This is a genomic window from Nocardiopsis protaetiae, assembly GCF_045446735.1.
Taxonomy (GTDB): Bacteria; Actinomycetota; Actinomycetes; order Streptosporangiales; family Streptosporangiaceae; genus Nocardiopsis; species Nocardiopsis protaetiae.
Genome location: NZ_JBJJBV010000207.1, coordinates 1 through 11888, shown reverse-complemented (window position 1 = coordinate 11888; position 11888 = coordinate 1). Strand labels below are relative to the sequence as shown.

At 73.8% G+C, this 11888-nt stretch carries 9 protein-coding genes and 1 pseudogene; 6 read left to right on the top strand and 4 right to left on the bottom strand.

The window, feature by feature from the left end; all coding sequences use genetic code 11:
* The first annotated feature begins 101 nt into the window (after positions 1 to 101).
* The gene (locus ACJOT3_RS25645; protein WP_406975668.1) at positions 102 to 485 is read left to right on the top strand and encodes a VOC family protein; all 384 of its coding nucleotides are present in this window, start codon (positions 102 to 104) and stop codon (positions 483 to 485) included.
* Positions 486 to 823: 338 nt separating this feature from the next.
* Here ACJOT3_RS25645 and ACJOT3_RS25640 read toward each other — a convergent pair whose 3' ends face one another.
* The 3 genes from ACJOT3_RS25640 to ACJOT3_RS25630 form a co-directional block, all read right to left on the bottom strand.
* The gene (locus ACJOT3_RS25640) at positions 824 to 1375 is read right to left on the bottom strand and encodes a lytic polysaccharide monooxygenase auxiliary activity family 9 protein (protein ID WP_406975667.1); all 552 of its coding nucleotides are present in this window, start codon (positions 1373 to 1375) and stop codon (positions 824 to 826) included.
* 499 nt (positions 1376 to 1874) lie between these two features.
* Complete coding sequence (locus ACJOT3_RS25635) at positions 1875 to 3188, bottom strand: Gfo/Idh/MocA family protein (protein WP_406975666.1); 1314 nt, start codon at positions 3186 to 3188, stop codon at positions 1875 to 1877.
* A 221-nt stretch (positions 3189 to 3409) separates the two neighbouring features.
* Entirely contained in the window at positions 3410 to 4480 is a 1071-nt protein-coding gene (locus ACJOT3_RS25630) for an alkene reductase (protein WP_406975665.1), read from the bottom strand.
* Positions 4481 to 4685: 205 nt separating this feature from the next.
* Here ACJOT3_RS25630 and ACJOT3_RS25625 point away from each other — a divergent pair, with 205 nt between their 5' ends.
* The 3 genes from ACJOT3_RS25625 to ACJOT3_RS25615 all read left to right on the top strand — a co-directional run bounded on the left by ACJOT3_RS25625 (position 4686) and on the right by ACJOT3_RS25615 (position 7484).
* Positions 4686 to 5663, top strand: coding sequence for a hypothetical protein (locus ACJOT3_RS25625; protein ID WP_406975664.1), 978 nt, complete (start codon positions 4686 to 4688; stop codon positions 5661 to 5663).
* 106 nt (positions 5664 to 5769) lie between these two features.
* Entirely contained in the window at positions 5770 to 6855 is a 1086-nt protein-coding gene (locus ACJOT3_RS25620; RefSeq protein WP_406975663.1) for an S-(hydroxymethyl)mycothiol dehydrogenase, read from the top strand.
* Positions 6852 to 7484: an MBL fold metallo-hydrolase gene (locus ACJOT3_RS25615; protein ID WP_406975662.1), complete on the top strand. Its 633-nt coding sequence runs from the start codon at positions 6852 to 6854 to the stop codon at positions 7482 to 7484. Before ACJOT3_RS25620 ends, ACJOT3_RS25615 begins: the two co-directional genes overlap by 4 nt.
* A 340-nt stretch (positions 7485 to 7824) precedes the next feature.
* Here the strand turns inward: ACJOT3_RS25615 and ACJOT3_RS25610 are convergent, their stop codons facing one another.
* Positions 7825 to 8616, bottom strand: coding sequence for an NRDE family protein (locus tag ACJOT3_RS25610; RefSeq protein ID WP_406975661.1), 792 nt, complete (start codon positions 8614 to 8616; stop codon positions 7825 to 7827).
* Between the two features lie 518 nt (positions 8617 to 9134).
* Here ACJOT3_RS25610 and ACJOT3_RS25605 point away from each other — a divergent pair.
* Together ACJOT3_RS25605 and ACJOT3_RS25600 are read left to right on the top strand one after the other, a co-directional pair.
* The gene (locus ACJOT3_RS25605; protein WP_406975660.1) at positions 9135 to 11711 is read left to right on the top strand and encodes an HAD-IC family P-type ATPase; all 2577 of its coding nucleotides are present in this window, start codon (positions 9135 to 9137) and stop codon (positions 11709 to 11711) included.
* Between the two features lie 82 nt (positions 11712 to 11793).
* Positions 11794 to 11888 (top strand): annotated as a pseudogene (locus ACJOT3_RS25600) (nucleoside deaminase); the annotation flags it as partial.

Sequence of the window (11888 nt, the reverse complement as noted above, 5' to 3'; positions counted from 1 at the left end):
CGCCCCTCCCCCGCCCTGCTCCGCCACGCACTGAGCCGCGTGCGCCAAGTGCGAGGGGGACCAGGTGGCGTTCGGCGCGCGGATCGGCAAAGCTGGGGCGCATGATCTCGGTGGTACAGAATGTGGCGATCGACTGTGCGGACGCCTACGAACTGGCGCGGTTCTGGAGCGCTGTGACCGGCCGCCCCCTCCATCCAGAGGACAGGCCCGGTGAACCGGAGACACAGGTGCTCTTGGCGGAAGGTCCGGTGCTGCACTTCAACCAGGTTCCCGAGCCAAAGACGATCAAAAACCGGATTCACCTGTGTCTGCGCCCTGAGACCTCGCGGGATCAGGAGGTGGAACGGCTTCTGGGTCTGGGCGCCACCTTCGTCGCCGACCACCGCAACCCCGACGGCTCGGGGTGGGCGGTGCTCGCCGACCCCGAGGGCAACGAGTTCTGTGTCCTGCGCAGCGAGTCCGACCGGGCCGCCGCACATGCCTGACGGGGTTCGGTGACACGGCGCTTCCGGGGGTGAACCGCTTCGACGGCCACTCCCGCCGTGCCATTCGGCGCGTACACCGCCGGGTTCGCGAACCCTGCATGCGGAGCACCACCGGTAGCAGGAGCGCCTCCGGTGGTGAGTGGACGACGGGTCGGATCCGTGGCCCCCGACCGCACGGTGTCGGGATCGGGATCGCGGCCGGTCACCCCGGCACCGGGCTCGGCCGCCGGCGACGACCGCGAGGGCGGGCCGGCCCGGCCCGGCGGGTTCCACGGCGTTCGCGACGCCGCCGCCGGGCCGGGCGGGCCCTGGGATGTCCCGCTCGCACGGGACCGGTTCTAGCTGCGGATGTTGATGTCCACGCAGACGTAGAAGGCGTTGGCCGTGTCGGCGACGTTCCACCGGGCCAGCAGCTTGTGCCGCCCGCTGTACCCCGACAGGTCCACGGTGTGGCTGAACGACCACGGCGGCCGGGCGCCGTTGTCGTTGAACACGGCCACCCGGTGGTTGCCGATGAAGTACTCCCAGGTGGAGGTGGAGTGGGCGGCCGTGATGGTCCAGTTGAACGTCTGGACCCGGCTGACGTCGGTCACCCGCCAGCCGTGGTTGTCGTTGTTCAGCTCGGAGAAGCGGCCGACGCCGCCGTCACAGCGCATGAGCCCCTTGGGGCCCTCCACGCTCTGCGGCTCCCACTGGATCCCGCCGCACTGGACGACGCCCGCGGCGCACTGCGCCTGCCGGCTCTGCGGGTTGGAGATGTAGCCGTGGGCGTTGGCGGTCCCGGTGGGCATCAGTCCCAGGAACAGGGTGGTCGCGGCGGCCAGTGCCGCCGCTGCGCGGAGCCGGTGCTTCTTCTGGGGGCGGGGGGTATCGGACTTGCGGATCGACATGGTGCGGGTCCTTCGGTCTTGGATCGCTTCCCGGCGCCGCGGAGGCCGGGAGGGTAGCGGGAATCCGTTGGGGGAGTCCCGGGCCGGTACCGGCCCGGGGCGAAGGCGAGCGCTCGGAACTGCGAGGAGTCGGAGGGGCCACGGGCGCGGAGCCGCCGGGAGGCGGGTGCCCGGGGTCCCTCTGCTTCAGGAGTTTCCCACCCGGGGCGGCCGGTAAGCGGGCCGTGACCAAGCGTCGGATCCGCTGGTGGGGCGGCGGGACCGGACCGCCCACAGGACCAGTGGGCGCACTGCGCACGGCGGTACGGGCGGGGTGGCCGGGCGGCGGCGAACCGGAACAGGAAGGATTCCGTTCTGTTGTGCGGGTGGTTCGCACCGGCGGGGAGTGGACCAATCGCGCCGGGGCGGGGAGACGGCGGTAGACCTCACCGGCAGGCCACAGTTCACTTCCCCCGGTCGGTTCCGTCCGGGTCGCCGTTCGGATCCCCGACCGGGCGGCTCAGCCCTCCCGGGTCGGCAGGTGCACCACCGTGCCGTTCAACCGGGAGGCCTCGGCGGCGAACACCGTGCGGTGCGTGGCGACGCTCTCGGCGATGCCGGAGCGGATCAGCTCCGGCCGCCCCTGGCACAGGGCGTTCACGAACGCCGTCATCAGCCCGGCGTCGCCGCCGCCGTGGCCCAGGGCCCCCGAGCCGTCCCGCGCCCAGGTGTCGGTGGAGGTGGTCCGCCCGGTCAGGAAGTCGAACACGTGGAAGTGGCGGCCGTCGCCGGTGACCTGGCCCCGGGTGCCGAAGACCTTGGTGCGGCGGTCCTCCAAGGGGGTGAAGGCCGTCATGGTGAAGGAGGCGGTGGCGCCGCCCTCGAACTCGATGCCGACGACCTGGTGGTCGGCGACGTCGTTGTCGCTCGTGTACACGCACCGGCCGTAGTCGCCGTGGTGGAGTTCGCGCTCCACCGCCTCGCTCGTGAGCTCCCCGGCCATCACCCGGGTGAAGAACCCGTACCCGCTGCCCTCGCGAAGCCCGTCGCGGTACATCCGGGCCGCCGAGTACGGACAGGCGGCCTCGACCTCCCCGGGGCAGTGCACGCACCGGTCGGCGGCCCCGGCCGGACGCCGCTCGGGCCGGAAGTGGTGCAGGCCCCCGAACGAGGACACCTTCACCGCGGGCCGTCCGACCAGGTAGGTCAGCCAGTCCACGTCGTGGCAGCTCTTGGTGAGCAGGCTGAAGCCGGACGTGGCCTCGTTGCGCCAGTTGCCGCGCACGTAGGAGTGCGCGAAGTGGTCGAAGCCGATCGGCTCCAGGTGCTCGACGCTGACGACCTCACCGATCGCCCCGGAGTCCACGAGCCGTTTGAGCGCGGTGGTGTAGGGGGTGTAGCGCAGCACGTGGCACACGGCCGCCGTCACCCCGGCCCGCTCCACCGCCCGGCCGATCGCCTCGCAGTCCGCCTCGTCGGTGGCGACGGGTTTCTCCAGCAGGAGGTCGTAGCCGGCCCCGGCGAGCGCGGTGGCGGCCCCCAGGTGGTCGGGGTCGAGGGTGGCCACGACGGCCGCGTCGGCCATCCGGGGCCGGGCGGCCAGCTCCGACCAGTCGGTGAAGGCCCGCTCGTCGGGGATCCGCCACTGGGCCCTCAGGGGCTCGCGCCGCCGGGGATCGGGCTCGGCCACGGCCACCACACGGACCCGGTCGGGGCCCAGTTCGGCGGCCAGGCGCGCGTAGTTGGAGCCCCGGGCCCCGGCGCCGACGATGGCGAGGGTGAGCGGGCGGTCCAGGGGTGCGCCGAGGTGGTCGGTGAGGTTGACGTGGTCCATCGCGGAGTTCTCCGATCGCTCGGGCCGTGGTCGGTGCCAGGGCACCGTAGCGGCTCCGGCGCGGTCCCGCGCGCGATTCCGAGAAGTCCGGGTCCGGGAGCCGGGAAGCTCCTGACGGCCCTTCCCGGTACCGGCCCCCGCCGACGCCGCCGGGGCTCCGCGCGGGCGGTGCCGTACGGAGCCCTCGGGACGGCGGTCCGCGGTCCGCCGTTCGGGGCGGGTCAGGCGGTGAGGGGCGGGTAGTCGAGGTACCCCCGGTCGTCGCCGCCGTAGAAGGTGGCGCGGTCGGGGCGGTTGTACGGGCCCCGGGCGGCCAGGCGGGCCGGGAGGTCCGGGTTGGCGAGGAAGGCCGAGGCGAACGAGACCAGGTCGGCCCCGGCGTCCGTCAGGGCGTCGGCGCCCGCCTCGTGCGGCGGGAGCGGCTCCTTGTCCCGGTGGGGGTTGAGGACCAGGGTGTGCGGCCAGGCCGCGCGCAGCGCGCGGGTCAGGTCGCGGTGGCCGGGGGCCTCGACGACGTGCAGGTAGGCCAGCGGGATCTCCCGCAGTTCCTCGGCCAGGGCCGTGTACAGGGTGAGGGGATCGCCCTCCTCGATGCCCTGGGAGGTGCTCGCCGGGGACACGCGCAGCGCGGCCCGGCCGGGGCCGAGGGCTTCGGCCAGGGCCCGCATGAGTTCGACCGCGAACCTGATGCGGCCCGACACCGGCCCGCCCCAGGCGTCGGTGCGCAGGTTGGCGCTGGTCGAGAGGAACTGCTGGGTGAGGTAGCCGTTGGCGCCGTGCACCTCGACGCCGTCGAAGCCCGCCGCGAGGGCGTTGCGGGCCGCGTCGACGTGTTCCCCGATGACCCCGCGGATCTCCTCGGCGGTGAGCTCGCGCGGCACCACGGGGTCCTTGCGGCCGGTGGGGGTGTAGATCTGCCCCGGCGCCGCCACGGCGGACGGGCCGACCGGCCGGATCCCGCGGACGTCCGGGTGGCCGACACGGCCGGCGTGCATCAGCTGGGCGAAGACCAGTGCCCCGTCGGCCTGGGCGGCCTTGACGACCGGCTTCCAGCTCTCGGTCTGCTCGGCGGTGTGCAGGCCGGGGGTGTCGGGGTAGCCCTGGCCGGTGAGGCTGGGCTGGATGCCCTCGGTGACGATCAGGCCCGCCGTCGAACGCTGGCCGTAGTACCGGGCCATGGAGTCGGTGGCGTGGCCGTCGGGGGTGGCCCGGCTGCGGGTCATGGGCGCCATGGCGATCCGGTTCGCCGTCCGGGCCGGTCCGAGGGTCGCGGCTTCGAAGAGTGTCGGCATGTCCTGTCGGTCTCCTGGGTGTGGGGGCGGGTGTCGAGGGAGCGCCCCCGCGACGGCGGGCGCACACCTGTCGGCTCCTTGAGTACGCCCCGCACACCGGTCACCGCAAACGCACCGGTCACCGGTGGGTGCACCGGACCCGAACCGGGAGCGGGGGCGGGGCGTCACACCGCGTGGTCCCGGTCCCCTGTCTTGGTGAGGTTCCATGAGTGCGTTCCCCGGCCTGCGGGCGGTGTATCCGGCCGCCTTCGTCCAGGCGACCGTGGTCGGGGTGGCCGCGCCGCTGCTGCTGTTGTGGGCGGTGATCGGCCGGTTCCCCGGAGAGGAGCCGGTGGCCTTCGAGGGTGTTGTGGCGGCGATGGGGCTGGTGGCGGGGGCGCACTGGGGCTGTGACCGGTTTCTGCGGTGGCGGGGGGCGCCCCGGCCGTGGGGGCCGCCCGCGGTGGTGACGGCGGCGGTGCTCGCGGGGGCGGCGGTGATCCTGTTCGCCTGGGCGCGGTGGGACTCGCTGCCCCTGCTCGTTCCCGTGCTCCTGTTCCTGCTGTGCCCGCCGGTGGCGCTGGCCGGCGTGGCCGTCCTGCGCTCCGGCCGTCGCCTGCCGAGCGCGCTCGGGGCGGTCCTGGTCGTCAACGCCCTGGTCGCGGGGGCCCTGTGGTGGACCTCCGAGGCCGAACTGGACCGGCGGCGGGAGGCCGTGAGTCGGGAGGTCACGGCGTTCCCCGTGCCGATCGCGGTGCTGGACTCCCCCGGTTGGGAGGCCGCGCAGGTGTCCGTCGGGCACGACCTGGAGAAGGCCTCGATCTACTACGCCCCCGTGCGGCGCGCACCCGAGTCGGCGGGTTTCCGATTGGTGATGACCACGAGGACGCCGATGGGTCCCCGGCTCCCCGGGGACCGCTCGCCGCTGTTCGAGGGCTGTGGGGTGGGGGTCGGTCATCGTTCCTGCGAGGAGTACGGAGACGCCGTGTTCCTCCGGGAGGAGGACGGATCCGGCGAACCGGAATGGGAGGAACTGCGTGTCCCCCTCCCCGACGGGAACGTCGCCGTGCTGCACGCCCTCCTGCCCCGGGACAAGGACGGGTCGGCCCTCATCCCCTTCCCCGACGTCGGCATGGTGGACCTGGCCGACCACATCCGGCAGGCGCACCCCGGCGAGGTGGAGGAGCTGGCCGCCTCGTTGTGAGACGTCCCCGCGGTGGGGTGGTGGACACGGACCCGTCGGTGCACGAGGGTGGCGGTACCGCGAGCGTGCTCGCGGGACGCGCACCGTTCGAGAGGAGACGATCTCCGTGCCGCAACGAGTCCGGGGCGTGGTGGCCCGCGCCCAGGGGCGACCCGTCGAGCTGACGACCATCGTGGTACCCGACCCCGGCCCCGGCGAGGCCGTGGTCGCCGTCCGCACCTGCGGGGTGTGCCACACCGACCTGCACTACCGGGAGGGCGGGATCAACGACGAGTTCCCGTTCCTGCTCGGGCACGAGGCCGCCGGGGTGGTGGAGGCGGTCGGCGAGGGGGTGACCGACCTTCAGGCCGGGGACTTCGTGGTCCTCAACTGGCGGGCGGTGTGCGGCAGGTGCCGCGCCTGCCTGCGGGGCCGACCCCAGTACTGCTTCGACACCCACAACGCGAAGCAGAAGATGACCCTGGAGGACGGCACCGAGCTGTCCCCCGCCCTGGGCATCGGGGCGTTCGCCGACAAGACCCTGGTGGCGGCCGGGCAGTGCACCAAGGTGGACCCGCAGGCCGCCCCCGCCGCGGTGGGGCTGCTGGGCTGCGGCGTCATGGCCGGGATCGGCGCGGCCATCAACACCGGGGGCGTCACCCGCGGCGACTCGGTGGCCGTGATCGGCTGCGGCGGCGTCGGCAACGCGGCGATCGCCGGGGCGAACCTGGTCGGGGCGCACCGGATCATCGCCGTGGACGTGGAGGAACGCAAACTGCGGTGGGCGCGCCACTTCGGCGCGCACCACACCGTGAACGCCGCCGAGACCGACCCGGTGCAGGCGATCCGCGAGCTCACCGGCGGGTTCGGGGCCGACGTGGTGATCGAGGCGGTGGGCACGCCGCGCACCTACGAACAGGCCTTCTACGCCCGCGACCTGGCCGGGACGGTGGTGCTGGTGGGGGTGCCCACCCCCGACATGCGGCTGGACCTGCCGCTGCTGGACGTGTTCGGCCGGGGCGGCGCCCTGAAGTCGTCGTGGTACGGCGACTGCCTGCCCTCGCGGGACTTCCCCGTGCTGGTGGACCTGTACCTGCAGGGGCGGCTGGACCTGGACGGGTTCGTGAGCGAACGGATCGCGCTGGGCGGGGTGGAGGAGGCGTTCGCCCGGATGGAACGCGGCGAGGTGCTGAGGTCGGTGGTGGTGCTGTGAGCGGCGCGCGGGTGGAGCAGCTGGTCACCTCCGGGGTGTTCGCCCTGGACGGCGGCGAGTGGGAGGTGGACAACAACGTCTGGCTGGTCGGCGACGACGCCGAGGTGCTGGTGGTGGACGCCCCGCACGACGCCGACGCGATCGCGAAGGCGGTGGGCGGGCGCCGGGTGGTGGCGATCGTGTGCACGCACGCCCACAACGACCACGTGGACGCGGCTCCCGCGCTGGCCGACGCGGTGGGCGCGCCGATCCTGCTGCACCCGGACGACCGGGTGTTGTGGGACATGGCCCACCCCGACCGGGTGCCGGACGGGTCGCTGGCCGAGGGGCGGGAGATCGCGGTGGCGGGGACCGTGCTGCGGGTGCTGCACACGCCGGGGCACACGCCGGGCGCGGTGTGCCTGTACGCGCCCGGGCTGGGCACGGTGTTCAGCGGGGACACGCTGTTCCGGGGCGGGCCGGGGGCGACCGGGCGGTCGTTCTCGGACTTCCCGACGATCATCGACTCGATCCGCGACCGGCTGCTGACGCTGCCGCCGGAGACGGTGGTGCGCACCGGCCACGGCGACTCCACGACGATCGGCGAGGAGGCCCCGCACCTCCAGGAGTGGATCGACCGCGGCCACTGACCGCCGGTGCTCGCCGGCGGCCGTCGGAGGTGACCAGCGACCCACCTTCCGCACCACTGATGTTCAGTAGTGCTGATAGTCGGCACCACTGAAGGTCAGCACTACTGAAAGTGGGAGCCACCGTAGACGCGGCCTGAGCAGCCGAAAAGCCAATGATCAGCATCCCTGAACGTCAGCAGTGCTGATGTTCAGGGATGCTGATGGTTATGGAACGGGGCCTCGGCCGGGGTGGAGCGCGGGGGCGCCGAAACCGGACGGCTCGGCGGCGGAGTGCGCGGGGGCCGGGAGCGGGCGGTGCGGAGGTGGAGCACCGGGTCGGGGACCGGGAACGGGCGGCCGGTCAGGTGAGGGCGGTGTCCACCATGGACCAGGCGTCCGGGTCGGCCGGGTCGGCGGTGAAGGCGTAGCGGACCGTGTCCCGGTCCATCGCCAGCAGCGTCACCGACCCGGTCGCCCACACCTTGCCGCCGCCCAGGTCGGCGTGGGCGATGAGGCCGCTCGGGTCGCCGGTGTCGTCCAGGCCCGCCGAACGCGGTGCGGCGTTGGCCGCCTCGGTGATCAGCCGCGGCCACTCCCCCCAGACCTCCTTGGGCGTGCGGGCCGCCGCCAGGTCCGGGTCCGGGCGGGTGCGCGCGAACTCGGGCGTGTGCCGGGCCGCCCGCGGGTCGGCCGGGTCCAGGCCGGTGTTGACGATGATGCTCACCCCCGCCGGGATCCGCCGGGTGTCCAGGCAGCGCCCGTCCCAGCTGTACAGGTCGGCGTGGTGGGCGTCCGCGTCCAGCAGGTGGAAGGGCGCGTACAGGGTGGGCTCCTCGCCCTGGAGCGGGTCGCGCGAGGGGTGGAACAGGGCGCGCAGCGGCAGTTCGCCGCGGCTGGCCGGGTAGGTGCCCTCCCAGGGCATCTTGCCGTCCCAGGGCCACCCGTTGAGGAGGGCGGCGGTGCGGGGCCGGTGCGGGTCCACCGCCAGCCAGGTGCCCCCCGCCAGGCGGTCGCGTCCGCCGACGAGGCCGGGCCGCTCCGGCCAGTGGTGGCCGGGCCCGTCCCAGGGACGGTCGCGCATCTCGTCCCGGATGGCGGCGATGACCAGGGGTGTGTCGGCGTCGGGGTCGAAACCGACGATGACGGTACACATATGGACCTCTACCTACCTGTCTCTCCCGGTCCCCGCGGTGGGACGTTCGGGAGGTGGGAACACGGTACCCGGACTCACCCGGACCGTACACCGCGACTCCCGGACGGGACCCGTACCCCACGCCCCGAGGCCCGCACCCACATCCGCGTCCGCACCCGCACCCGCACCCGCACCCGCACGCACCATGGCGGCCGCGCCACCCCCGCCCCCGACGCGTGCCACCCCCACGCCCACCACGGTCCCGGTATCCCCCGCCCCGCCGTGGTGCCGCCCCCACTCCCACCCGGGAGTGTGCACGCCTGCGTGCGGCGGCCTGGATCTTCTAGTCTTGTGTCCCTCCTTACCCTGGGAGCCTCACACTCGTGAGACCTCACCCTTGAGGCGTCCCCGGATCGCCGGCCGACCGGCCCACCGATCGGCCACCGACCGAGCGGTCGGCCACCGGACCCGTCGGCCACCGGACCGGCCGGCCGATCCGCCCGGGACGCACCCCGTCCATGTCATCCGCAGGAGCACGTGTGCCCGAGAACCCCGACCGCCCCGGCGGCGCGGAGGCCGCCCCCGAGCGGCCGTCCCCTCCCGTGACCGGCCCCTCCCGGCCGCCGGAGGAACCCGGACTGACCCTGTCCCAGGTCGCCGAGCGGGTCGCCGCGGGGCGGACCAACGACGTCCCCGTCCGGGCCAGCCGCACCGTCGCGCAGATCATCCGCGGCAACGTGTTCACCCGGATCAACGCGATGATCGCGGTGCTGTTCGCGATCATCGCCGTGATCGGCCCCGTCCAGGACGGGCTGTTCGCGATGGTCATCCTCATCAACACGCTCATCGGCATCGTCCAGGAGCTGCGCGCCAAGCGCACCCTGGACAAGCTCGCCATCGTCAACGCGGCCCGGCCGCGGGTGGTGCGTGAGGGCGCGGTGGTGCGGGTGTCCGCCCAGGAGATCGTCCTGGACGAGGTCCTGGAGGTGGGGGTCGGTGACCAGATCGTGGTCGACGGCACCGTCACCTGGTCGGGCGGCCTGGAGGTCGACGAGTCGCTGCTGACCGGTGAGGCCGATCCGGTGGTCAAGAAGCCGGGCGACACGGTGATGTCGGGGAGTTTCGTGGTGGCGGGCACCGGCCGGTTCAGCGCCACCAAGGTGGGCCGACACGCGTACGCGGCGCGGCTGGCCGAGGAGGCGAGCCGGTTCTCGCTGGTGCACTCGGAGCTGCGTTCGGGCATCAACCGGATCCTCACCTGGATCACCTACGCCCTGTTCCCGATCGGTGGGCTGCTGATCTACAGCCAGCTGTTCATGGGCGGCCACGTCACCCTGGACGAGGGCACGGCGGGCGGGCAGATCTCCGGTCCGCTGGCGGACGCGCTGCGCGGCATGGTGGCGGCCCTGGTGTCGATGATTCCCGAGGGGCTCATCCTGCTCACCAGCATCGCGTTCGCGGTGGGGGTGATCCGGCTGGGCAGGTACCAGTGCCTGGTGCAGGAGCTGCCCGCGATCGAGGGGCTGGCCCGGGTCGACGTGGTGTGCACGGACAAGACCGGGACGCTGACCGAGGTCGGCATGAAGATGGCCCGCATCCACGACCTGGGCGGCGGCCCGGCGGGTGGGGGCCCCACGGGTGAGGGCACCGCGGACGGCCCCGGGAACGGCACCGCCGGCTCCCCCACCCCGACTCGGGTGCTGGCCGCGCTGGCCGCCCACGACCACGACCCCAACGCCAGCATGGCGGCGATCGCCCAGGGCCTGGAGGCCGGCGGCCACCGGGCCCCCGACTGGGAGCCCACGGCGCAGGCGGCGTTCTCGTCGGCGCGCAAGTGGAGCGGCATGGGGTTCCGCACCCCGCAGGGCGACGTCGACTGGGTGCTGGGCGCGGCCGACGTGCTCGCCCCGGAGCACCCGGCGGCGGCCGAGGCGGCCCGGCTGGGCGCCCAGGGGCTGCGGGTGCTGCTGCTGGGCCGGTCGTCGCTGCGGGTGGACGACCCGCAGGCGCCCGGCGAGGTGGAGCCGGTGGCGCTGGTGGTACTGGACCAGAAGGTGCGCGCGGACGCCGCACCCACCCTGGACTACTTCGCCGAGCAGGGGGTGGACGTCAAGATCGTGTCCGGCGACCACGCCGCGTCGGTGGGAGCGGTGGGCCGGGAGCTGGGGCTGCCCGGCGCGGACCGGCCGGTGGACGCCCGGGAGCTGCCCGAGGACCCGGCTGAGCTGGGGCTGCGGGTGGACGACCACTCGGCGTTCGGCCGGGTCACCCCCGAGCGCAAGCGCGACATGGTCAAGGGGCTGCGCGACCGCGGGCACACGGTGGCGATGACCGGCGACGGCGTCAACGACGTGCTGGCGCTCAAGGAGGCCGACATCGGCGTGGCGATGGGCTCTGGCAGCCCGGCGTCGCGGTCGGTGGCGCAGCTGGTGCTGCTGGACGACCGGTTCGCGGTGCTGCCGCGGGTGGTGGCCGAGGGGCGCCGGGTGATCGGCAACATCGAGCGGGTGGCGAGCCTGTTCCTCACCAAGACCGTGTACACGATGGTGATGGCGACGATCGTGGGGCTGCTGGCGGTGTCGTACCCGTTCTTCCCGCGGCACGCGACGCTGATCAACGCGGTGACGTTCGGGATCCCGTCGTTCTTCCTGGCGCTGGCGCCCAACACCGACATCGCCCGGCCGGGGTTCGTGGCGCGAACGCTGCGCCTGGCGGTGCCGTCGGGCATGGTGGCGGGGCTGGCGGCGGTGACCACCTACCTGCTGGTGCTGGGCGGGCGGACGGTGCCCGACCCGGCGGACCGCACCGCGGTGGTGATCACGCTGTGCACGACCACCCTGTGGGTGCTGCTGCTGGTCGCCAAGCCGTACGTGTGGTGGAAGGTGGTGCTGGTGGGGTCCATGGTGGGGCTGTTGACCCTGGCGATGGTGACGCCGGTGGGCCGGTGGTTCTTCGACCTGGACGTGAGCGACCCGGCCAAGCTGCTGACCGGGCTGGCGGTGGCGGGTGCGGCGATCGCGGTGATCACGGTGATCCGGGTGGTGGACGACCGGGCGATGGCCCGCGCCGAGGCCCGGGCCGCCGGGGAGGAGGACCGCGAGCCGGCCCCGGTCTGACCGGTCACGGACGGCCGTGTCGCCCGCCGGGCGGCACGGCCGCCGCCGTGTGTACGGTCGGGGTGGGACACGAGGAGGAACGATGGACGAGACCGACCTGCGGCACCTGCGCCGGGCCGTGGAACTGGCCGGGGAGGCCCTGGACTCCGGCGACGAACCGTTCGGCTCGGTGCGGGT

Coding starts and splice junctions, on each gene's coding strand:
- ACJOT3_RS25645 (WP_406975668.1), top strand. CDS start 102: ATGATCTCGGTGGTACAGAATGTGGCGATCGACTGTGCGGACGCCTAC.
- ACJOT3_RS25640 (WP_406975667.1), bottom strand. CDS start 1,375: ATGTCGATCCGCAAGTCCGATACCCCCCGCCCCCAGAAGAAGCACCGG.
- ACJOT3_RS25635 (WP_406975666.1), bottom strand. CDS start 3,188: ATGGACCACGTCAACCTCACCGACCACCTCGGCGCACCCCTGGACCGC.
- ACJOT3_RS25630 (WP_406975665.1), bottom strand. CDS start 4,480: ATGCCGACACTCTTCGAAGCCGCGACCCTCGGACCGGCCCGGACGGCG.
- ACJOT3_RS25625 (WP_406975664.1), top strand. CDS start 4,686: ATGAGTGCGTTCCCCGGCCTGCGGGCGGTGTATCCGGCCGCCTTCGTC.
- ACJOT3_RS25610 (WP_406975661.1), bottom strand. CDS start 8,616: ATGTGTACCGTCATCGTCGGTTTCGACCCCGACGCCGACACACCCCTG.